The organism is Streptomyces sp. ActVer (genome assembly GCF_027270795.1).
GTDB lineage: Bacteria > Actinomycetota > Actinomycetes > Streptomycetales > Streptomycetaceae > Streptomyces > Streptomyces umbrinus_A.
The window spans coordinates 1-21,209 of the sequence record NZ_JAPWHT010000005.1; the positions used below are offsets into that span (position 1 = coordinate 1).

Below are 21,209 nucleotides of genomic sequence, written 5' to 3' on the forward strand. Positions count from 1 at the left end.
CCCAGCCGGCCACCCCGCCCGAGCCCGCGGCACCCGCACCGACTCCGCCAGAGCCGGCCGCACCCGCAACGCCCGCCAAGCCCTCCGAACCGGCCTCCGCGCCGAAGCCCGCCGACGAACCCAAGGCCAAGGCGCCCACGTTCGACGGAGACTTCGACCCCGACCGCGCCATGCGAGCGATCGAAAACCTCCGCAACGAGGTCGACGAACAGAAGCAGAAGCGCGCCGAGGACAAGCAGAAAGCCCAGGACGACCAGACGGCCTTCATGAAGAAGGTCGCCGCAGCGTTCGGGCTGGAGACCGACGAGAGGAAGCCGCCCACACCCGAAGAGCTCGCCAAGCAGCTGGCCGAGGAGCAGACCCGGACCAAGGCGTCCGACGATCGCGCCCGCCAGACGCAGGTCGAGCTCGCCGTCTACAAGACGGCCGGGAAGCACGGCGGCGACCCCGACGCACTGCTCGACTCACGCAGCTTCGCCAACGCCATCGCCAAGCTCGACCCTTCAGCGGCCGACTTCGACGAGGCCGTAGGCAAGGCCGTGAAGGCGGCAGTCGACGCCAACGCGAAGCTCGCGGCCAAGGTGCCGCAGCAGCAGCCGGAGCCCACCCCCGCAGGTGGCGCACCGATGGACGGGGCCCCGGGCGGCAAGCGGCAGTTGGGTGCAGCGGACGTGGCGCGGATGACACCCGAAGAGATCGCTAAGGCCGTGAAGGAAGGGCGCCTCAAAGCCCACCTGGGCGGCTGACAGGCCACTAGGAGCCTCCGTTGTCCATCAACAACTTCAAGCCCGAGATCTGGAGCGCTCTCCTTCTGGATGCGCTTCGGAACTCGCTGGTCTACGCGCAGCCCGAGCTGGTCAACCGCAACTACGAAGGCGAGATCCGCACGCAGGGTCAGAGCGTCCACATCACGACCATCGGCGACCCGACGATCCAGGACTACACGCCCGGCACCACGGTCACCTACGAGGACATCGAGACCGCCGGAACCGACCTGATCATCGATCAGGGCAAGTTCTTCGCCTTCAAGATCGACGACGTCGACAAGGCGCAGGCACTGACCAACCCGATGACGCAGATGGCGCAGAACGCGGCCTACGGCCTCCGCGACAAGGCTGACGCCTACGTCGCCAGCCTCTACACCGGCGTCGCCTCGGCGAACACCCTCGGCACCACCGGCGCCCCCATCAACACCTTCACCGCGCCGACCGACGCCTACTCCAAGGTCCTCGTCCCGCTGCGCACCAAGCTCAACAGGTCGAACGTGCCGAAGGAAGGCCGCTACGTCGTCGGCTCCCCGGAGTTCATCGGCTCCATGCTGAACGACGACCGGTTCGTCAAGGTCGACGCGTCCGGCACCAGCGAGGGCCTGCGCAACGGCCTGGTCGGCCGTGCCGCCGGATTCGACATCCTCGAATCCAACAACGTCCCGGTCCCGACCGGCGACGTCCAGGTCATCCAGGCCGGCTACCCCGGGGCCATCACCTACGCCGAGCAGATCCTCGAAACCGAGGCACTGCGCCTGCAGACCACGATCGCCGACGCCATCCGTGGCCTGCACGTGTACGGCGCGAAGCTCCTGCGGCCGACGGGCATCGCGATCGCCTTCATCGACCCGGCGTAGTACGTGCCGTCCCCGCGTGATCCTCGTCGCCGCATCTGACCCAGACCCCGGGAGCCCTCCCATGCCTCGCACAGCAGTCGCCTACACCCCGCTCGTTCCCAACGGCCACCTCACCGACGTGGCCGGAACGACCATCGACGCCACACTCGTCACCAACGGCGTCGTCATCAACTCCGCCGACCCCGAGCGCACGCTGATCCGGGTCACCAACACGGCGGGCACGACCAAGGTCGTCACCGTCAAGGCCGGCACCGGCACCCAGGCCTGGATGGGTGGCCAGGGCGATTCCGCCACAACGGCCGCCGCCACGACCGGCGTCGAGTTCCTCGGCCCGTTCACCTCCGCCCGCTTTCAGCAGCAGGGCAGCAAGCTGTACGTCGACTTCGCGTCCGGCACGACCGGCACGATCACCGTCTTCAAGCTGCCGAAGGCGTTCTGATGGCGGGCCGCGAGTATCAGGGTGCGGGCGGGCTGCGCCTGCACCTCGACGAGCCGCTGTCCGACGAGATGGCCAAGCAGGTCGCCCGCGGCCACCTCGTACCGGTCGACGGTGAGGCGCCGGAGCTGGAGGAGTCTTCGGCGCCTGCCGAGCCCGATGGTGACGCGAAGCGGCCGAACGCCAACTCGCCCGTCGCGGACTGGCGAGCCTATGCGGTCTCTCTCGGCATGCCCGAGGAGGAGGCTGCGACGGCCACGAAGAAGGAGTGCCAGGAGCACGTCCAGGTTGTCGAGGACGCGCAGGGCGACTCGCAGGTGGCGGAGTAGCCGATGCCGTATGCGACCGTCAGTGAACTGGAGGCGTGGCTCGCCCCTGAGCCTGCGCCGGAGAATGCCGTGCGCCTGCTCACCCGGGCGTCCACGGCGATCGACAGGGCGCTGTACGGGCTCGCCTACGACAAGACCGATGCCGCTGTGAAGCAGACCTTGTCGGACGCCTGCGTACAGCAGGTGCAGTGGCTGATCGACCGCGACGACGAGACCGGCGCACAGAACGATCTGCAGTCGATGACAACCGGACAGCGGTCGTTCACGCGGCGCACGGTCGGTCAGGGCGCGGGGGCCACGCCACGGATCGCGGACTCTGTCGCTGACGTCCTGCTCACCTCAGGCCACTTCCAGGGCTTCGTCTGGACGTGGGACTGATGCCGGGCCAGATCGGAAAGCAGACAGTGACTTTGCTGGCCGCGCCACTTGTGGCGGGCGCCTACAACAAGCAGGTGCGCGACTGGCCCAACGCCGTACCGACGGTCGTGCGGCGGGTGACGGTCGACTTCACCGGCTCGACGGAGACAACGTCGGCTTCGGATCAGACGGTCACCACGGCCCGCCTGTTCATGCCGCCCCGAGCCCCGGTGGTCACGGAGTGGATGCGCGTCTCATGGCGGGGCCGTACCTGGGAGGTGGACGGGGTTCCGGCACTGCCGGAACTGTCCGGCCCGCTGTCCGGTCAGGTCGTCGACCTGAAGGAGGTGGCTGGCTGATGGCCACCTTCGTGGACATCGACGTCGACATCGACGAAGAGGCGATCCAGTTCGAACTGCCCCTGACCGACGAGGTGCAGGACGACATGAAGGCCCGCATGGACCGGGTCGTCGTGGTCGGCAAGGCGACCGCCCCGGTCCTCACGGGCGCCTATCAGGAGTCGATTCACCGGCTTGAAGAGGTGGACGACGACGGCACGAATCACGTCGACGCAGCCGTCGACTACGCCTACTTCGTCGAGCACGGCACCCGGCAGACCGACCGCAACGGCCGCTCCATCCACCGCCCCCACTACACGCTTTCGCACGCACTCGACGCCGCAGGAGGCGACCACTAGTGGACTTCAGCGACGCGCTCCGGGCGCTCAAGGGAGGCGGGCGGATTGCCCGCGAAGGCTGGAACGCGGGCGGCCAGTTCGTCGTGCGTCAGGCGGGCTATCCCGACGGCATCCCGATCAACGCCAACACCGCTGAGGCGACTGGCATCGAGGAGGGCACCGTCTGCCGGTTCCGCCCCTACCTGATGCTGCACACCGCCGACGGCAGCTTCGTGCCGTGGGCCCCGACCGTGAGCGACGTGCTCGCTGAAGACTGGGAGCAGATCTGATGGCCGACGGCGACACCGTGAAGATGCGACTGACGTTCTGGCGCGACGGCAAGAAGCCCGGGGACGTCATCGACGTACCCGCCGACGAGGTGCACCGCTGGAAGGGCTTCGCCGCACAGGTCGGCGACGTCGAGCACAACGACGAGCCCACCACCCCGACCGCCGAGCCTGAGCAGGGGCCGCCCGCCGACTCGGCCAAGGTCGACGAGTGGCGCGCCTACGCCGTCCAGCTCGGCCTGGAGCAGGGCAAGGCCGACGCCTCGACCAAGCAGGAGTTGCGCGACTTCGTCGCCGCGACGACCGCAGGCGCGCAGGCGTAGCCCATGGCGACCCCGGTTGTCCTCCCCGACGGCAAGAAGATCGCCATCGATCTTCTGTCGGCCGCCCTCGACGGCGTCCTCGTGACATCGGAGCTACCCGAGGGCGCCGCATTCACCGCAGCACTGCCGGTCGTGCGGGTGCTGCGCATCGGCGGCGTCGCCGACGCGCGCGGCTGGTCCGACCCGGCATCCAGGGACAACCCCCGCTTCTCCGTCGACTGCTACGCACCAGCCGCCGACGTGGACGCCGCCATGCAACTCGCCCTCAGGGTGTGCGCCGAATGGGAGCTACTCCCCGGCCAGGCCACCGCCGACGGGATCGTCACCGGCATCAGCCAGGAGACCGGCCCGCAAGACCGACCGGAAGAGCCGAACACGGGCGTCACCCGCATCGGCATGACTCTGGGGATGAGCGTCTGCCCACCCCGTGTGACCAGCTAGGAGGCCCATCGTGGGCGACGCATCCACCATCATCGTCGGCACAGCCGGCAAGGCCTACATGGGTGAGGTCGGGAGCACTTTCCCGGTCGGGCCCGAGGTGGCCTGGGGTAGCGACTTCACCGATCTGGGGTTCGTGACCCCGGACGGCCTGGAGGAGGCGCTGGAAGAGGAGCGCACTCAGCTCGACGCGTGGGGCGAGGACGCCCCGGTGATCGACCTGGCGCGCAAGCGCACCCAGACGTTCAAGCTCGTGTTCCGCCAGACGACCGCCGAGTTGCTGTCGCTGTACTACCAGGTCGCTCTCGCCAACATGGACTCGACCGCGGCGGCTGTCGGGCCCCCGGCGACGAAGCAGTTCATCTCCTTCGGCTCGGGCTCCCTCGCGGACACGGTGGAGATCGCCCTCGGCCTCGACGTGATCATGTCGGGGAAGCGACACCGCATCATGATCGCCCGCTGCGGGGTCTCCGACCGTGAGGCCATCAAGCACTCCGCCGAAGACTCCTCCAACTTCGGCATGACCTTCACGGCCTTGGCCGCGCCCGGCGGCGCCCAGTCCGTCCAGCACATGATCACGGACGTCACCCTGCCCGCCTGACCCCCGACTGGTGGCCTGTCGCGCTCATCTCCTGGGCGGGGGCGGCACGACAGGCCACCTGACACGCCCCCGCCCCGCCCTCGCCCACGAAGGAACAGCTCATGTCCAAGCCCAACCGCAAGGTCATCCGCCTGCAGACCATGCGCGCACAGCGCGCGTCCGCAGCCAAGACCCAGTTCGTCGACATCTACTTCGAGAACGCCGAGGGCGTCGAGGAGGTCTGCACGCTGCCCACCCAGGACGACTGGCCCGTCGAAGTCATCGAGGAAGTCCAGGAGAAGGGCGGCGACGCCAACATCGGCCTGCTCCGCGAACTCGCCCTCCCCCCGGAGAGCTTCGACCGGCTCGTCAAGGTCGGCAAGCTCACCGTCGGCGAACTCAAGGAGATCGTCGAGGAGTTGTCCGACGAGGCCGGGACGACGGAGGGGGAAGGCTCCGGCTCCTCGACCTCCTCCGCGAGCACTCCGGGAGCCTCCGAGCCGACATCCAGCGCTACTACCCCGGCCGCCGCCTAAAGGAGTTCTGGGCCATGTCCTGGGGCGAAGGGTCAATGAACTGGGCCGAACTCCGCGACCTGGTCGACGCCCTGCCCGAGGACTCGGCCACCAAATCGGCAGAAGCCGGGGACACCGAGGGACGCCGCTGGAACTCGGCGACGTTCCTGGCAGCAGCCCAGTACAACGTGCTGCTGATGCTCGTGCGGATCTTGTGGACGGCCCACCTCAAAGGCCAGCCACCAGAGATGCAGCCCGTCCAGTCGCCCCGGCTCGAAGCCCACGACGCCGACGACGAAGCAGAGACGGAAGCGAAGAGGCGCAGCGAGGAATACCTCAACTCCTTCTCGCCCGGCGCAGCACAGTCCGATCAGGCGGAGATCGAACTGTGGCAGAGCAGGATCCGCGAACTCGAAACCGCGCAGTAGGAGGGGAGGGGCAGGATGACCGAGGCCACCGTCGTCGGACGCACCCGCGTATCACTGACGCCCGACACGTCGCGCTTCGGCGACCTGCTCCGCATCGAACTTCCCAAGGCCATCCGCCAGCCAGCTGTTCTCGCTGGCGACCTGGCCGGGACGATCATCACCGGCAAGATTGATTCTGCGGTCCGGAAGATGAAGCCCGTCGTCAAGGTCCGCGTCGACCTCGACACGGCGGCAGCGAAGACGAAGCTTGGCGAGCTCGGCAAGAACCGCACCGTCAAGCTCACGGCGGACCTGGACGACAAGGCGGCCGTCGCCGGACTTGCCAAGCTGACTGCGGACCGCACCGTAAAGATCACCGCCCAGCTCGACGACAAGGCCGCCACCGCAGCCATCGTCAAACTCACCGCCGACCGCACCCTCAAGGTCACCGTCGACCTCGACGAAGCAGGCGCCAAGCAGAAACTGCAGGGCATCCTCGGCCAGCGGACCGTCGACATCCTGCCCAAGGTCCAGCAGGCCGCCTACAGCACGGCGAAGAAGCAGCTCGACAAGCTGTGCGCGGACCGCGTCGTCAACATCCGCGCCTCTGTGGACACCCGCGTCGCGGCCCAGGAGATCCGCAACCTGATCCAGCGCCGTCGGATGCGGATCGGTGTCGACGTAGACACCCGGGTTGCCGCGGACGACATCGCCAACCTGACGCGGCGTCGGCAGATGACCGTCCAGGCGCGCGCCGACACGGCCGCGGCGAACACGGCGCTGAACTTCGTGGCGCGCACCCGCACCGCCAACGTGCGCGTCCGCACGATCGGCCTCTCGGCCCTCACCCTCGGCCTGAGCAACCTCGGGTCCAGCAGCGGGGGAAGCAGTGGCGGGGTCGGGCTGCTGTCGGGGCGCATAGCCAAGCTCGCGGCTGCGGCCATTCTTGCCCTGCCCTCGATCGCGTCCCTCGGGTCGGCCATTGCTCAGCTCGGCCCCCTGGCAGCAACAGCCGCGCCTGCGCTCGCTACTCTCCTCGGCGGATTCGCCGCCATCAAGATCGGCACCAAGGGTGTCGGAGATGCCATCAAGGCGGCGTTCGCCGACACGGGCGCGGAGGCCAAGACCGCGGCCACCGCCACCAAGGGCGTCGAGTCGGCGCAGCGGCAGCTCGCCAACGCCCATCGCGGCGTCAGCGACGCCCAGCGCCAGCTCGCCCAGGCACAGCGTGCCGAACGCCAGACCCAGGCCGAACTGTCCGTCGCTCGAAGGCAGGCCACCCGAGACCTGCAGGACATGAACGCGGCCCTCAAGCAGGGCTACCTCGACCAGAAGCAGGCCGCACTCGACGTCGAGCAGGCCGAAATCGACCTCGCCACCGTCCGCACCGACCCCACCGCCACCCAGCTACAAATCCGGCAGGCGGACCTCGCCCTGGAACGCGCGCGGGCTGCCGCCGAGGAGCAGTCGCGGCAGCAGCAGCGGCTCGCCGCCGACACCAAGGCGGCCAACGCGGCTGGCGTCGACGGCTCCGAGGTTGTCGTCCAGGCCCAGGAGAAGATCCGGCAGGCCGGCGAGCAGGTTGCCGCGCAGGAGCGTGCCGTCCAGGACGCGCACCGCGCGGTAGCGGATGCGGCGCGGCAGGTCGCCGACGCGCACCAGAACGTTGCCGTACAGACCAGCAAGGTCGACACGGCGCTGTCCAAGCTCTCCCCGAATGCCCGCCAGTTCGTCGGCATCCTGCAGCAGATGGCGCCCGCCTGGCGCGACATGCGCCTCGACGTCCAGGACAGGCTCTTCCAGGGTCTCGGTACGCGTCTACAGCAGGTGGGCGGGCAGATCCTGCCGACAGTGCGCACCGGCCTGGTCGGCGCGGCCGGCGAGCTCAACACAATGGGCCTCAACGCCCTCACCGCCGTGTCCAACCTGCAGAAGACCGGCCAGCTCGGGAAGGTCTTCGACGGCATCCGCTCCAGCCTCGGCAACCTCAACAAGGTTCCTGGCCAGCTGGTCACCGGCTTCGCCCAACTCTCCATCGCAGCTCAGCCGGCGTTCGACCGCATCACCCGCGGCGCCGCTTCGGCCATGGACCGAGCCATGGAGAAGCTGGCGAAGGGGCTGGAGAACGGCAACCTCGAGGAGTCCATCAACACCGCGCTGGACGTCGCCCTCAAGTTCGGCGAAGTGTTGGGGGACCTCGGCGGAACCTTCGCAGGGATCTTCAAGGCAGCCTCAGCGGCGGGAGGCGACTTCTTCGGCGTCATCGGCGCCGCACTGAAGGAGATCCGCCGGGTCATCGAACTGCCCGAGGTCCAGGCGGCACTGACCGAAATTTTTAAAGCAGCCAACGCGGTAGCCAAGCTGCTGGCTGGGGCGCTGGGTGCGGCCCTGCAGGCGGTGCTGCCGTTGCTCGCTGCGATCGCCCCCGTGATCACGCAGCTCGCGGAGAAGCTCGGGCCGGTCATCGGCGAACTGTTCGCCACGCTGGGGGAGGCGCTCGGCCCGATCATCGACGCGCTGCTGCCGATCGTGACGGACGTCGGCGCCATCATCGTCGGCCTGGTGCAGGCCGTGATGCCACTGCTGCAGCCGATCGGCCAGCTGCTCGGCTTGATCGTCACCGCGCTGGCGCCCTTCCTGCCGGCGATCGGGCAAAGCCTGACGATCCTCGTCGGTGCCTTGGTGACGGGCCTGCTGCCGGTTGTCGGGGCGCTCGTTCCGATTGTGCAGGCGTTCGGTCTGTTCGTCGGCCAGCTGGCCCCGCTGTTCCCGCCGATCATGACGGCGCTGATGCCGCTCCTGCCTCCGCTCGCCGAACTCGCAGTGTCGCTGCTGACGCTGGCCTTGCAGGTCATCACCCCACTGCTGCCGCTGATCGTGATGCTGGCCGAACTGTTCACGGGCGTTCTGGCCGGGGCGATCGGCTTCCTGGTGCCGATCATCAGCACCGTGATCGGCTGGTTCACCGCGTTCACCGACGCCTGCACTGCGGCCGTGAAATGGGTCGTCGACAAGTTCAAGGCCCTGTTCGACATCCTCCTCGGGCATTCGATCATTCCCGACATTGTGCGCGGCACCATCGACTGGTTCGCGCGCCTGTGGCGGCGCTTGAAGGAGATCGTCACCGCGATCAAGGACGGGATCGTCAACCTGTTCCGCGGACTGAAGGACGGCGCGGTCCGTATCTGGTCCGACTTCTGGGGCCGCGTCCGGTCCATCGCCTCCGGCGCCTGGAAGGCCGTCCGCGAGGGCGTCTCCGCGTTCGGCGACCGGCTCAAGGACATGTTCCGCAGCATCCGGGACGGCATCGGCGGCATCTGGAAGGGCATCCAGAACCTCGTCAAGGCGCCGATCAAGTTCTGGATCGAGACGGTCTACAACAACGGCGTCGTGCGGGTGTGGAACGCCACCGCAGCCAAGATCCCGGGCGTTCCGGACCTCAAGAAGATGTCGATGCCGAAGGGCTTCGCCCGCGGCGGCATCCTCCCCGGCTGGAGTACCTTCCGGCAGGGCGACGACCAACTCGTTCCCATGCGCCGCGGCGAAGGCGTCTACGTCTCCGAGGCCATGCGCGACCCGTATGAGCGAGCCCGCCTCCACGCCGTGAACCAGGCCGCCATGCAGGGGCGTTCCCTGTCCCAGTTCCGCGGCTTCGCGGACGGCGGTATCTTCGGCGGACTGTCCGACGTCGGATCCAGCATCGCCTCCGGCGTCGGCAGCGTCCTCAAGAAGGGCGCCGACGTAGCCCGCGGCGGGCTCGCCGACCTCGCCGAGTCCGCGTTCAAGCCCATCAAATCGGGCATCCGCAAGGCCCTCGGCAGCAACAAGAACACCTACAAGGGCATGATCGGGCAGGCGCCGATCGGGCTCATCGACAAGACCATCGACTGGATTCGCGGCAAGGACATCCCGCCCGCGTCCGGGCAGTGGATGAAGCCCGTCAACGCCCCTTACGGCACCCGCTTCGGCGTCAAGGGCCTCATGTGGTCCTCCGGCCGTCACACCGGCTTGGACTTCCCCGCCAAGACCGGCACGAGGGTCGTCTCCGTCGACGGCGGAACCGTCAAGTCCGTCCAGTCCGGCGGCCCCTACGGCAAGCACGTCACCGTCTCCCATGGCGGCGGCCTCGCGTCGCTGTACGCGCACATGTCGTCGATGGTCGCCAAGGCCGGCGCCTCCATCAAGCAGGGCGGGCGCATCGGATCCGTCGGGGCGACCGGCAACGTCACCGGCCCGCACCTGCACCTTGAGGCCCGGGTCAGCGGCAAGAGCGTCGACCCGATGAAGTACCTGACCGGTGGCGCTGATGGCGGCACTGGCGTCCAGCGGTGGCGCGGCGTTGTCCAGCAGGCCCTCGGGCAGGTGCATCAGTCGCTGTCGCTGGCCAACACGACACTGCGCCGCATGAACCAGGAGAGTGGCGGCAACCCCAAGGCCGTCAACCGGTCGGACATCAACTGGAAGAACGGCACGCCCAGCGTCGGCCTCATGCAGGTGATCAAGGGGACGTTCGCGGCCTACGCCGGGAAGTACAAGAACACCGGGCCGAAGCTGTACGGCGTCTCGGTCGACCCGATGGCCAACATTTACGCGTCGATGCGGTACGCGCTCAGCCGGTACGGCTCCCTGTCGAAGGCCTACAACCGGCCCGGCGGGTATGCGGGCGGCGGCATCGTCGGATCGGTCCGCGTCAACCGCGGCGGCTGGTCTGGGGGTTACGCCTCCGGTGGCATCATCCGTGTCGGCGGCAAGCGCATCGACACCGGGCCTATCGCCGCATCGGTGGGCGGCGACTTCCTGAAGTCGCTGACCGGCACGGCCGCTGCGATCGACGCGTCGATGAAGAAGGTCGCGACCGCCCTGAAGAACGCTTTCAAGGGCGTGAAGACGACCCTCGATGACAAGCTGATCAAGCAGGTCAACGCCCAGAACAAGGCGCTGCAGGCCCTGTCCAAGCAGCGTGACGACATCGCAGCGAAGATCACGGCAGCGAAGACGTTCGCCGCCGACGCCACCAACCAGGCCGCCCAGTTCACCTCCCTCACCGGCCTGCCCAACGGCGGCAACACCTTCGACGCGGGCGGCATCCTGGCCGGGCTGAACGTGCGCCTCGGTCAGTTGAAGACGTTCGGGAAGAACCTGCAGACCCTCAACCAGCGCGGCCTGTCCAAGACGCTCCTGCAGCAGATCATCGCCGCCGGGCCGGACTCCGGTGCCGCCTACGCGCAAGCCCTCGTCAATGCGACACCCGGCCAGTTCAAGGACATCAACCTTGCGCAGGACGCCATCACCAAGGCGACCAGCCAGTTCGGCCTCGATGCTGCGGACGCCATGTACGACGCCGGTGCGAACTCCGGCAAGGGCTATCTGACCGGTCTCGCCTCGACGCAGAAGCTGATCGAAGCGCAGATGGCGAAGATCGCCAAGGCGGTGCAGAAGACCATCAAGGTCGAGCTGAGGATCAAGAGCCCGTCACAGATCCTCCGCGGCCTGGGCCGGTTCACCGGCCTCGGCTTCGTCAAGGGCGTCTCGGACACCGTGCCACGCGCTCAGGCCGCCGCCGCCCGCATGGCCAACGCCGTGCGTGCCAGCGCCTCCGCGACCGTGGCCCGCATCCAGAACCAGTCCACCGTCAACAACGGCGGCGACCGGCACCTGCACTACAACGCCGCAGTCCGCGAGGTCGCCACCCGCAAGAGCATCCTCGACGCCCTCGCCATCGACGACATGCTCAACCGCCCTGTCCTGGTCGGAGGCTGACATGCCCATCCTCGTCCCCCCGACCGACATCACACCCGAGCCGCCCACCGGGCCGCCGTGGCCGACGCTCATCAACCAGATGCCAGCCGTAGCGTTCACCGACCCCTACGGCGCGGTCACGATGCTGTCGGACTGGGAGAACGGCTGGCTGCTACAGCCCGGCGCCAAGGGCCTCGACATGCCTAGCTACCAGTTCACCACCGACGAAAGCCCCGGCATCGACGGCTACGAACTCCGCGACGTCCGAGCCCAGGGCAAAGAGATCGTCCTCCCGCTCGCCTTCTGGATGCACGACTCCCGGGCCGCCTACCTTGCCCGCCGACGCTCCTTCATCCGCTCCCTCAACCCGAAGCGCGGCGTCGGCACCCTCACCCTGACGCAGCCGGACGGCGCGGCCCGCAGCATCCGCGCCTACTACGCCGGCGGCCTCGAAGGTGACGAATCCCGTGACGCCGCGGGGGAGCGCTGGTGCATCAACGCCATCACATTTGGCTGCCCGTCCCCGTACTGGATCGGCGCTGAAGTCAGCCAAGAGTGGAGGGCTGCGGCGGGCGGCACGTTCTTCCCGATCCTGCCGCTCGTCGTCGGCGACTCGCAAGTGCTCGGCGAGGTCACCGTCGACAACGACGGCGACGACGTCGCCTACCCGGTATGGACCATCACCGGGCCGGCCACCAGCGTCAGCCTCACCAACACGATCACCGATCCGCTCAGCGGCGACACCATCGTGAAGGAACTCGTCCTCACCCACACCATCGTGGGCGGCGACGTCATCGTCATCGACACCCGCGAGCGCAGGCAGACCGCGGTCCTCAACGGCGTGACGAACCTGTGGCCGGACCTGTCGGACGACTCCGAACTGTGGCCCCTTGAGGCGGGCATCAATCACCTCGATCTGACCGTCGCCGGATCCACGTCGGCGACCTCGGTCCGCATGACCTACCAGCCCCGCTACCTGGCGTCGTAGGGGAGTGGCGGCTATGGCATCGACGGCACTGCGGGTCTACGTCCGCAACAGCACCCTGGAACGCATCGGCAGGGTCGACGACTACACCAGCCTGAGCGTCATCCCGAGGTTCCGGGCGGTCGGCGCGTTCAGCATGGACATCGCCGCCGACTCCGACAACGCTGCCCTGCTCGTTGAGGGCAACGGGCTCATCATCAAGACCGCGTCGGGCGACACCGTCCTGTCAGGGCCGATCCGCACCGTCGACTGGACGAGGAGCGCATCCGACTCGGGCGGCGGCAAGCTCACGGTCGGCGGCCTCGACGACACCGAAGTACTCACCCGGTATTCGTGCTGGCCCAACCCGACAGCGGCGATCGGATCACAGACAGACTCCGTCTACAAGATCGACGTGGCTGCGGTCGAGACCGGCATGCGCAACCTCGTCAACCTCAACGCCGGACCCGGCGCACTGGTCTCACGCAAGAATCCGCTCATCACGCTCGCCGCGAACGGGCTCCACGGGCCCGCCCTGGTGCGGGAGGTCAACCAGTTCGACAACCTGCTCACCGTCCTGCAGGACATCGGCGCCGCGGCCTCGCTCGGTTTTCGCGTCATCCAGGTCGGCGGCAACCTGCAGTTCCAGGTGTACGAGCCGGCCGACCTGTCCGGCCTCGCGCGCTTCAGCTTCGGCCGGGGCAACCTCACCGATGCCTCCTACTCGACCACCCCGCCCACCTGCACCCGCGCCATCGTCGTCGCCGGAGGCGGCACCAGCCCACGCGTCTGTAAGACCTACGACCAAGCCGACCCACTCTTCCCCGGCCTGGTCATCGAGCAGTTCGTCGACCAGACGTCCGTCGACACCGCCTCTGTCGACCTCGTAGCGCAGATGGACCAGGCCGGAGCCGAAGCCCTCGCCAACGGGGCTGGCCAGGGCTCGCTGTCCATGTCGCCGATCGACATTCCGAGGCTGCGCTACGGCCGCGACTACACGGTCGGCGACACCGTGGCCGCCCAACTGCGCGGCGGCGCCTGGTACTCGGAGGTCGTCCGCGAAGTGACCCTCACCTCCACAGCCAGCGACACCTCAGTGAAGGCCACAGTCGGCGGCGACTCCACAGGCACGGGCACAGTCGCCCGCATCTACTCGTACATCGCCCAGGTCAAACGGGACATCGGGCGCCTCAAGACACGGAAGGCGGCCTGACATGGCTGAGTTCTCTGGGCCGTTCGACGGCAGCGCCATCAGCAATGAACTCGACTGGTCCCGCATGGCGCGCCGGTGGGGCCTCGACGGTGCGCACTGTCTCCAGGCGTCCGACATCTCACTGAAGGTCAGCGGCTCTGGCACCGACACCGTCCTTATGAATGTCGGCAATGCGTTCGTCAACGGGTTCTACTACAACTCCGACACCCCCCGGGCACTCGACGTACCGCCGAACGCCGGCGGAACGGCGCGTATCGACCTCGTCGTCCTCCGCGCCAGCATGTCAGCGAATTCCGTGACCGCCGTCTACAAAACCGGCGGAACCACCCCTCCGGCCCTCACTCAGGAAGAGGGTGGCGTGTGGGAGATCCCGCTTGCGCAGTGCACCGTCGCGGCCAGCTCCTCCGTCGTCACCGCGGCGAACGTGATCGACCGCCGCTACCTAACCGGCCGCCCTGTCATTCCGAGCATCCCCGGCGCGCGCCCGCCGAGCATCAAGAATCAGTTGCTCGTCGAGGACGGCAAGGTGTACGTCGGCGACGGCGCGGACTGGCGGTGGCTGGCCAGCGTCGGTGTCGACGACTCCACGTACACGCCGGTGTGGAACTCGGCCGGGACGATCATCAACTGGGGTTCTGGCAGCCTGAACGTCGGCCGCTACCAGTGCATCGGGAAGCGGGTCGACGTCACGATCCAGCTGCAGCCGACCGGCAATCCGCCCGAGTACACGGAGCCGATCCAGGTCACCTTGCCACCCGGCCTGCCCGCCGTGGCCACCCACCGCTCCTTGTTCATCTGGAACTTCACCTCGGGCAACGACGAGGGTAGCGCGGTCGGCATCGGCATGACGTTCCCGACGACCGACGGCACCGGGAAGATCGCCCGCCTGCGCTACCCCACCTCCGAGGGCAACAGCGTGCTCGACACCCCCAACTCGCTGAACCTGCTGACCAACCGGCCGTTCAACATCCGCGCCAACGACGTCTTGACGATCGACGGCTCCTACTGGCTCGCCTGAGCAGAAGCAGAAAGAGAGAACTCCTGTGGCCAGGTCCCTTTTCGGCGGCAGTCCAGCGGACTACGCCATGGAGCGCGTCGGCAATCAGCTCCTCGTCCGGCCTGCAGCTGTGGGCACCGTCTGGACGGCGCTCACCGGCGGCACCCAGCTCACCGACCTCACGACCCTGACCGGCACGCCGATCACATCGGTGACCGCGGACGCCGACGGTGCCGTCGCCTTCATGGGGCCGGATGGAGTGACGTCCCTGTACGTCGACTTCGGCTACGCCAAGCGGTACGCCATGGCCGCCATCGACACCGGCGGAGTGCTCGCCGACTTCATGGGGCAGGGAGGGGAGCCCGGCGGCTGGGCGCAACTGGACGGCACGGGCCTGGTCCCGGCAGCGCAACTACCCAAGCAGCTGGACTGGCTGATCGTCACCGACCCGACATTCGGCGCCGAAGGTGACGGAACCACGGACGATACGCTGCCAATCCAGGCTGCGATCGACGCCTGCCCGCCCGGCGGCATCGTCTACTTCCCGCGCGGCGTCTACAAGACCACCGCCACACTGGACCTGAAAAACGGCGTCACCCTGCTCGGCACACACGCCAACCTCATGATCGGGCCCGGCATGACCGGCGCGGAATACCCCTGCTTCATCCAGCCCGCCACCCCCTTCACCGGCACCTCCGTCGTCCAGGTCATCGGCGAGGACGACGGCGACCACCCAGACATCTCCGGCGAGCAGCGCATCATCAATTTGATGTTCGACGGCTCCCAGCTCACCGGCACGACGATCGATGGCTTCTTCGCCAAGGGCAACGTGCAGAACGTCGTCTTCGACAACGTGTGCATCCGGCAGATGCCCAACAACGGCATGACCACCGCCGACCGCACTGACGGTGTCTTCCCGTACAGCTGGCGCCTCCACCACGTGATGATCGACAACTGTCACGCCAACGGCATCCTGTTCCAGGGCAACACCGACTTGACCCTGGACGACGTGCAGGTCATCGGCTGCTACGCGCAAGGCATCGTCCTCACCAACTGCACCAACACCCAACTCCAGTCGTGCCGCACCGAATGGAACGGATCGCACGGCTACCACTTCACCGGCGCTTGGGGTGACTGGCAGGGTTCTGGCGGCATGCAGATGACCGGCTGCTCAACGGACCGCAACGGCCAGCATGGTGTGCTGATCGACGCCACCGGCAACACCCCAATCCTCATCACCGGCCTCAACGTGCGCCGCGACGGCCGCAACGGAGGCGCCGGCGGGGGCGGCTATGCGGGCCTGGCGGTGATCGATGCCACGGTTCCTGTCGTTATCGACGGAATCATCTGCTATCCGGGCGTGGACGACGGGGGCGCATCCACCAATTCGCCCCAGTACGGTGCCCGCTTCGAGGGTTCCGCCTACGTGTCCGTGTCCACTGGGTTCCTCCACGCCAACACCGCAGGCTGGTCGGATGGCGGCGGCAATGTGATCTTGCGCCGTGGCGTGAATATCGGCGAGCGCACGGGCGCCACCGACACGCCCGTCGACGCGTTCGCGCAGCCGTGGGGCGCGGCAGGCAACGCCACGTTCACCGGCTACACGGTCGTGGACGCCGGGCAGACCAACGGTGGCTGGACGTCCTGGTCGAATGCGGCCAATGCCTTCCAGATGGGCAGCGCGGGCGGCGGCATCGCCATCAAGGAGGGCACGAACGCCCGCATGGGTGTCGCGACCCTGGTGGCCGGGACCGTGACAGTGACCAACACCTCTGTCACGGCCAACACTCGCGTCGCGTCTTTCCGGCAGGCTGGAGGCGGGACTCTCGGTCACCTCTCCGCGACAAAGATCAATGGCACGAGCTTTACCATCACCTCGTCGTCGAACGCGGACACGTCGACGGTCGCGTGGATCCTCTTCGAGGCGGCGTGACGCCCATGAGGGACTACGCGGGCTCGGGCGGGATCCTCGGAATGCTGCCCGCTCTGGATGGTCTTCGCGTCCAGGTGGCGGCCCCGGTCGACATGGATACGACGAACATCCCTCCTGCGGGCATCGTCGTGGGCTGGGTCCTGGTTGCCGACGTGGAGGCGGCGGGCGGGGCGCGGGTGGATCCGGTGTTCCTGGCGGACGGCCGGGCGTTCACGCCGGACCAGTACCGGGCCGCCTACGGGCAGCAGCTCACCGTGCGCGTCGGGCGGGCCCAGTAGGCTGTTCGTGGATGGAGCGCCGCCCGGCAGATCATCGGGTGGTCCACGGAGGCCCGCGCGAACCCCGTGCTCCCGGGTTGGGTTGAACCCAGGGCCTCCGCCAGACTCACATCCAGTCTGCGCGCCGCAGGGCGAGCCGCCCGTCGGCATCCGCGTCCCACCAGTACGCCTTACCGAAGAGGTAGGCGACCCGCTGCGACTCGGGGTTCCAGCGGCCGGTGAGCCTGAAGTCTTCCTGGCGGGAGTTGGTTGCCCGTTCCCGCACACCGTCCAGGATGGCGAGCAAGCGGTCGTAGGCGTCGGGCTCGGTCATGGTCGTGGCGCCTTCCAGATGCCGACGAGGAAGCAGCACCACGCGGCCAGCGCGCACACCGCCACCTGCGGATCCCGGTCGTTGAAAAAGACGACCATCACGCAAGCGCCTACAGCGAGCACGAGCAGCAGAGCCGTGTGCCCGACGCGACGGATCACGGCTTCTTCAATCCGTCGATCAGGCGGGTGACCTCCTTGAGTCGCTCCTCCAGGATCAAATGCCGGGCAAGGTCGCGCGCCGCCCTACCGCGCGTCCAGCCATGCCCCGCTCGCGACCCGAGGGTCGGATGCTCGGCGAGGTAGCCGTTGAAGTAGCTGCGCAGCGCACGCCATTCCCGGCGGCGAGCGCGGTCGAGCATGCCCTTTGCGGCGTACCGCAACTTGCGGCGCGCGGCGGGCCGATCGATGGAGTGGACGAAGAACGAGAGGTCGGAGAGGGCACCGACGGCGTAGATGTCGATGACGCTGCCCTCACCCTTGAGGCGTTCGAGTACGGGGTCAGTCACGGCGTATCCAGCGCGGCCAGGGTCTGCTCCCAGCTCTCGAAGCGCAGCCCGCGGTCGTCGATGTACACCTGCGCGGGCAGCTTCCGGTTGGTGACGAGGACGCGGCCCCGTTCGTTCCAGAACTCGTGGGGTCGGGCGCCTTCCATCTCCCAGGTGGCGGTGATGCCGAGCTTCTCGACGATCCATAGGGCGACGGATTGCGGGTCGCGGCTGGTGTGGATGAACACGGCGTCGCGCCGCATCAACTCGTTGAGGCCGTCGAGGGCGCCCGGCATCGGGTCGTCGTAGATCGTGCCGTCGTGCCAGCCGTTGCCGTACCTATGGATCACGCCGTCAAAATCCACAGCAATGGTCATCGGGGCTTCTCCTCGGTCGGATTGATGGCGTCGTGCAGTTCGATGAGCCGCCGATCCCACCAGCGGGACAAGGACGTCCCGAGCGGCGGCGGTCCGGCCTTGACCCACCGCTCGTATAGGGCGCTGACACGGGACACATCAGACTCAGCGCTGCGATGGAGAGCGGAGAGGACGACCACAGCCTGCCGATCCACTCCGGGATCGGAGCCAACTGGCGCGGGCTTTCCGATGCGGGCCTCGGCCTGTTGGGCGACTTCGGCGGTGGTCCAGGCGCGCTCACCTCCCCAGCCGTTATCGACTGCCCTCATCGCCGACAGCATGTCGCCCGCGTGGCCTTGGACGCGTTGAATGTCGTCATCGGTGACCGCGTAGACGTGCTCGCACGGCCGCATGATGAGCCGCTGGCTGTCGAGGTCCCGCTGGAACGAACGCGACGATTCCACGCTCAGGACGGTCTCCCCGCAGGTGGGGCAAGGCGGGAACGGCAGCAGCAAGATCGCGATCCTGTCGCGCTGCTGCTGTGCCCGATACTCCAGCACCACCGACCAGGCCAACAGGTCAGCGTCCGGCAGGGGTTGAGGGCTGTCGCTCACGCGTCGCCTGCCTTCCAGTTGGGTCCGCGTAGTGCGGCGGGTACGTCGCGCAGGCTGGCGAGGATCTGCTCTCCCCACACTTCGGCCGCAGCCCTGCCCATGACGCTCGGCTCGGCGCGGGGACGCTCGGGCGCCTGCGGCCGGTGAAGAGTCGCAAGGATCTCCGGGGTGAGGCCGTGCGCGTGACCGATGGCGAGCAGGATGGGGCAGTCATTGATGTTCTCGGTGACCGGGTCGTCGCAGATCCCTGCCGTACCGCAGCCGTCACAGAAGGGCTGCGAGTAGCCGTCACTGACAGCCTGATGGATCGCCAGGATGCGGCGGTCCGACTCGCAACGAAGCCGGACGCCCTCGGCTTGACTGGGCGGCCATTCTTTCTCGTCCAGCAGTCGTTCAGTGAGGGCGACCTGTCCGGTGATCCACGCATGGAGATCCATGGCTCGGCCTTCCCGGTCGGGGTGCTGCTGCATGACGAAGTAGAGCTGTCCGTTTTTGCGGCCGACTTCGGCGATCGGCCCAGTTGCAAAGCTGTGGCCCGTCTTCGGGTCGACGAAGCCTGTGACGCGCTCAAGCTGCTCAGCCACGGATGGCCTCCACGTCCGCCTCGTCTGCCGGTTCGAGTCCGTAGCCTTCGGCGAGGGCGAGGATGGTGGCGCAGTTCCCGCGCCCTTCGGGGACACCGTCCCAGTCATGGCAGGTCTCGCACCCGAACCCGGCCGACTGTGCGCCGTACCCCGGGTTGATGACTCTCGTCGTGTACGGGAGCGCGGCGAGGATCTTCCGGTCGGAGGCGCAGCGGCGTAGGACTACGTCGGGGCCGTTGAGCTCGATGTGGTCGGCGTTGAGGTGCCCGTTGTAGTCGTTGCTCAGGGTGCCGAGGGTTTTGCCGCGTCCGATCAGCCGAGCCTCGGGATCGTCACCCCAGCGCCCCTCCGGGTGCTCGGCAGACCACGGCCCCTCGGTGGCGTCCTGCGCCGCCTCTTCCCGCCGCTTGATCTCGCCTTCAATCCACTCGTGCAGGCCGGGCGTGACGTCGTACTCGGCGGCCGTCACCGGGGCCGGGTTCGTCCGGCAGGCGTCGAGCGAGAGCTTCTTCGGAGGGCGGCTCACGTCGCCACCTCGATGACCCGCTTCAGCATGCCCTGCACATAAGTGGTCGCCACCTGCTCGGCGTTCACCTCGCTCCAGCCACGCCCGACCATGTTGGCCTTGACGCCCTCGGCGGAGTCCAGGATGGGCGCGATCGTCTCCGATGCCTCCATGCAGGCCTGCGTCACCAGGGCCACCCTCTGAGATGTCGCGTCATCGTGCGTCATCGCTGATCTCCTTGCCGTCGATGGTGACGCTGCCGCCGGGCGTCACGTCCAGCGCAATGCGGGCCGTGGCGATGACGGGTCCCTTTATGTACGCCTCGGAGCATTCGTGAGGCCGCTCAGGGGTGGCCGTCGACCACATGCGGCAGCCGTCGCAGTGGCCCCAGCCTTCGGCGACGATCTCGTGGTAGCGGTACGGGGTGCCGTCCGGGTGAACAGGGCGCTCCCGCTGTTCCCGGACCGGCCCGGCGAGGGCTGCGTCGATGAGGTCGGCGACGGGCTCCCACGTGCGGGTGGTGGCCCGAATGCGGGCCGACTCTGCGCGCACACGGGCGACGGTCGCCTCGGCTGCCTCTGCCCGCGCGTACTGCTGATCGCGGTCGCACGGGTCGCCGGGATCGTCCGTGATCCGGTCGAGGAGATCCCGCAAATACTCGGGAGACGGCTTGAAGCCCGCCCGAATGAACCTATCCAGCGAGAACCGGATCAGATGGAGTGCGGTCTCCAGCCGGATCACGTTGAGCTCCATCGGCAGGTCCGCGGGCTCGGCGTCGGTGGACGTCCGGTCGGTCACGACCCGCCCTCCTTGCTGTTGCCTGAGCCGCCCGCGACTTGCACGCAGAGGACGCGGCTGGCGGGGGCGAAGAAAACCCGCTCGCCGCGCAGATGGAAGTTGAGCCAGCCGTCCGGGTCGACCTCAGTGCGGTCCGCTGTCACGACCTGAGTCATTCCGCCGTCGACCGTCACCGCGTAGCTCACGGCTGGGGGAGTCCCGAAGAGGGCGTCCGGGTCGGGGGAGAGCAGTTGTTCGCAGGTGACGTCGAAGACTGCGGCGACGACCGAAAGATCGGCGACGTTCATGCGCCGGCGTCCGGCTTCCAGGCCGCAGATCCGCTGCTCATTCATGGTGTGTCCGAGCTTGGCGGCGCGCTCACCGAGTTCGATCTGGGTCATGTCGCGGGCTTCGCGGAGGCGCCGCATGTTGGCGGCGGCCCGGGTTTCGATCGGTGGGGGCATCGGTGCTCCTCGGCAG

At 68.0% G+C, this 21,209-nt stretch carries 29 protein-coding genes; 19 read left to right on the forward strand and 10 right to left on the reverse strand.

Annotation, left to right across the window (positions count from 1 at the left end; genetic code table 11):
- The 19 genes from O3Q52_RS01575 to O3Q52_RS01665 all read left to right on the forward strand — a co-directional run.
- Positions 1 to 746 (forward strand): hypothetical protein (locus O3Q52_RS01575; protein ID WP_269646950.1); only part of this gene is annotated, 746 nt, incomplete at its 5' end.
- 20 nt (positions 747 to 766) lie between these two features.
- The gene (locus tag O3Q52_RS01580; RefSeq protein WP_269646951.1) at positions 767 to 1,624 is read left to right on the forward strand and encodes a phage capsid protein; all 858 of its coding nucleotides are present in this window, start codon (positions 767 to 769) and stop codon (positions 1,622 to 1,624) included.
- 61 nt (positions 1,625 to 1,685) lie between these two features.
- Complete coding sequence (locus tag O3Q52_RS01585; RefSeq protein ID WP_269646952.1) at positions 1,686 to 2,063, forward strand: hypothetical protein; 378 nt, start codon at positions 1,686 to 1,688, stop codon at positions 2,061 to 2,063.
- Positions 2,063 to 2,389 (forward strand): hypothetical protein, encoded by a 327-nt coding sequence (locus O3Q52_RS01590; RefSeq protein WP_269646953.1) that lies wholly within the window; start codon positions 2,063 to 2,065, stop codon positions 2,387 to 2,389. Before O3Q52_RS01585 ends, O3Q52_RS01590 begins: the two co-directional genes overlap by 1 nt.
- A 3-nt stretch (positions 2,390 to 2,392) precedes the next feature.
- Complete coding sequence (locus tag O3Q52_RS01595; RefSeq protein ID WP_269646954.1) at positions 2,393 to 2,767, forward strand: hypothetical protein; 375 nt, start codon at positions 2,393 to 2,395, stop codon at positions 2,765 to 2,767.
- Positions 2,767 to 3,105: a hypothetical protein gene (locus tag O3Q52_RS01600; protein WP_269646955.1), complete on the forward strand. Its 339-nt coding sequence runs from the start codon at positions 2,767 to 2,769 to the stop codon at positions 3,103 to 3,105. Before O3Q52_RS01595 ends, O3Q52_RS01600 begins: the two co-directional genes overlap by 1 nt.
- The gene (locus O3Q52_RS01605) at positions 3,105 to 3,443 is read left to right on the forward strand and encodes an HK97 gp10 family phage protein (protein ID WP_269646956.1); all 339 of its coding nucleotides are present in this window, start codon (positions 3,105 to 3,107) and stop codon (positions 3,441 to 3,443) included. The genes O3Q52_RS01600 and O3Q52_RS01605 overlap by 1 nt, the downstream gene beginning before the upstream one ends.
- The gene (locus O3Q52_RS01610) at positions 3,443 to 3,712 is read left to right on the forward strand and encodes a DUF2829 domain-containing protein (protein ID WP_269646957.1); all 270 of its coding nucleotides are present in this window, start codon (positions 3,443 to 3,445) and stop codon (positions 3,710 to 3,712) included. The genes O3Q52_RS01605 and O3Q52_RS01610 overlap by 1 nt, the downstream gene beginning before the upstream one ends.
- The gene (locus tag O3Q52_RS01615; protein WP_269646958.1) at positions 3,712 to 4,032 is read left to right on the forward strand and encodes a hypothetical protein; all 321 of its coding nucleotides are present in this window, start codon (positions 3,712 to 3,714) and stop codon (positions 4,030 to 4,032) included. Before O3Q52_RS01610 ends, O3Q52_RS01615 begins: the two co-directional genes overlap by 1 nt.
- 3 nt (positions 4,033 to 4,035) lie before the next feature.
- Entirely contained in the window at positions 4,036 to 4,473 is a 438-nt protein-coding gene (locus O3Q52_RS01620) for a hypothetical protein (RefSeq protein WP_269646959.1), read from the forward strand.
- A 10-nt stretch (positions 4,474 to 4,483) separates the two neighbouring features.
- Positions 4,484 to 5,071, forward strand: coding sequence for a phage tail protein (locus tag O3Q52_RS01625; RefSeq protein WP_269646960.1), 588 nt, complete (start codon positions 4,484 to 4,486; stop codon positions 5,069 to 5,071).
- A gap of 101 nt (positions 5,072 to 5,172) precedes the next feature.
- Positions 5,173 to 5,586 (forward strand): hypothetical protein, encoded by a 414-nt coding sequence (locus O3Q52_RS01630; RefSeq protein WP_269646961.1) that lies wholly within the window; start codon positions 5,173 to 5,175, stop codon positions 5,584 to 5,586.
- A 14-nt stretch (positions 5,587 to 5,600) separates the two neighbouring features.
- Positions 5,601 to 5,993, forward strand: a complete 393-nt coding sequence (locus O3Q52_RS01635) for a hypothetical protein (protein ID WP_269646962.1) — start codon at positions 5,601 to 5,603, stop codon at positions 5,991 to 5,993.
- Between the two features lie 15 nt (positions 5,994 to 6,008).
- On the forward strand, positions 6,009 to 11,732 hold the full coding sequence (locus tag O3Q52_RS01640) for a peptidoglycan DD-metalloendopeptidase family protein (protein ID WP_269646963.1): 5,724 nt from the start codon (positions 6,009 to 6,011) through the stop codon (positions 11,730 to 11,732).
- Position 11,733: 1 nt separating this feature from the next.
- Positions 11,734 to 12,699, forward strand: coding sequence for a phage tail domain-containing protein (locus tag O3Q52_RS01645; RefSeq protein ID WP_269646964.1), 966 nt, complete (start codon positions 11,734 to 11,736; stop codon positions 12,697 to 12,699).
- 13 nt (positions 12,700 to 12,712) lie between these two features.
- Entirely contained in the window at positions 12,713 to 13,888 is a 1,176-nt protein-coding gene (locus tag O3Q52_RS01650; protein ID WP_269646965.1) for a siphovirus ReqiPepy6 Gp37-like family protein, read from the forward strand.
- A gap of 1 nt (position 13,889) precedes the next feature.
- Positions 13,890 to 14,906, forward strand: a complete 1,017-nt coding sequence (locus tag O3Q52_RS01655; protein WP_269646966.1) for a hypothetical protein — start codon at positions 13,890 to 13,892, stop codon at positions 14,904 to 14,906.
- A gap of 67 nt (positions 14,907 to 14,973) precedes the next feature.
- Positions 14,974 to 16,818 (forward strand): right-handed parallel beta-helix repeat-containing protein, encoded by a 1,845-nt coding sequence (locus O3Q52_RS01660; RefSeq protein ID WP_269646967.1) that lies wholly within the window; start codon positions 14,974 to 14,976, stop codon positions 16,816 to 16,818.
- Between the two features lie 5 nt (positions 16,819 to 16,823).
- Positions 16,824 to 17,096 carry a hypothetical protein gene (locus O3Q52_RS01665; protein ID WP_269646968.1) on the forward strand — a complete coding sequence of 91 codons (273 nt, stop codon included), beginning with the start codon at positions 16,824 to 16,826 and terminating at the stop codon, positions 17,094 to 17,096.
- Between the two features lie 106 nt (positions 17,097 to 17,202).
- Here O3Q52_RS01665 and O3Q52_RS01670 read toward each other — a convergent pair whose 3' ends face one another.
- From O3Q52_RS01670 to O3Q52_RS01715, 10 genes are read right to left on the reverse strand one after another with little or no spacing between them, the layout of a single operon-like run.
- A complete protein-coding gene (locus O3Q52_RS01670; RefSeq protein WP_269646969.1) occupies positions 17,203 to 17,409 on the reverse strand; it encodes a hypothetical protein in 207 nt (68 codons plus the stop codon).
- Positions 17,406 to 17,567 carry a hypothetical protein gene (locus O3Q52_RS01675; RefSeq protein ID WP_269646970.1) on the reverse strand — a complete coding sequence of 54 codons (162 nt, stop codon included), beginning with the start codon at positions 17,565 to 17,567 and terminating at the stop codon, positions 17,406 to 17,408. Before O3Q52_RS01675 ends, O3Q52_RS01670 begins: the two co-directional genes overlap by 4 nt.
- The gene (locus tag O3Q52_RS01680) at positions 17,564 to 17,914 is read right to left on the reverse strand and encodes a hypothetical protein (RefSeq protein WP_269646971.1); all 351 of its coding nucleotides are present in this window, start codon (positions 17,912 to 17,914) and stop codon (positions 17,564 to 17,566) included. Before O3Q52_RS01680 ends, O3Q52_RS01675 begins: the two co-directional genes overlap by 4 nt.
- Complete coding sequence (locus O3Q52_RS01685) at positions 17,911 to 18,270, reverse strand: hypothetical protein (RefSeq protein WP_269646972.1); 360 nt, start codon at positions 18,268 to 18,270, stop codon at positions 17,911 to 17,913. The genes O3Q52_RS01680 and O3Q52_RS01685 overlap by 4 nt, the downstream gene beginning before the upstream one ends.
- Positions 18,267 to 18,863, reverse strand: a complete 597-nt coding sequence (locus O3Q52_RS01690; protein WP_269646973.1) for a hypothetical protein — start codon at positions 18,861 to 18,863, stop codon at positions 18,267 to 18,269. The genes O3Q52_RS01685 and O3Q52_RS01690 overlap by 4 nt, the downstream gene beginning before the upstream one ends.
- The gene (locus O3Q52_RS01695) at positions 18,860 to 19,447 is read right to left on the reverse strand and encodes a hypothetical protein (protein ID WP_269646974.1); all 588 of its coding nucleotides are present in this window, start codon (positions 19,445 to 19,447) and stop codon (positions 18,860 to 18,862) included. The genes O3Q52_RS01690 and O3Q52_RS01695 overlap by 4 nt, the downstream gene beginning before the upstream one ends.
- Positions 19,440 to 19,973 (reverse strand): DUF6221 family protein, encoded by a 534-nt coding sequence (locus tag O3Q52_RS01700; RefSeq protein WP_269646975.1) that lies wholly within the window; start codon positions 19,971 to 19,973, stop codon positions 19,440 to 19,442. Before O3Q52_RS01700 ends, O3Q52_RS01695 begins: the two co-directional genes overlap by 8 nt.
- Entirely contained in the window at positions 19,970 to 20,179 is a 210-nt protein-coding gene (locus tag O3Q52_RS01705; protein ID WP_269646976.1) for a hypothetical protein, read from the reverse strand. The genes O3Q52_RS01700 and O3Q52_RS01705 overlap by 4 nt, the downstream gene beginning before the upstream one ends.
- Positions 20,166 to 20,750, reverse strand: a complete 585-nt coding sequence (locus O3Q52_RS01710; protein WP_269646977.1) for a hypothetical protein — start codon at positions 20,748 to 20,750, stop codon at positions 20,166 to 20,168. Before O3Q52_RS01710 ends, O3Q52_RS01705 begins: the two co-directional genes overlap by 14 nt.
- On the reverse strand, positions 20,747 to 21,193 hold the full coding sequence (locus O3Q52_RS01715) for a helix-turn-helix domain-containing protein (protein WP_269646978.1): 447 nt from the start codon (positions 21,191 to 21,193) through the stop codon (positions 20,747 to 20,749). The genes O3Q52_RS01710 and O3Q52_RS01715 overlap by 4 nt, the downstream gene beginning before the upstream one ends.
- Positions 21,194 to 21,209 lie beyond the last annotated feature (16 nt).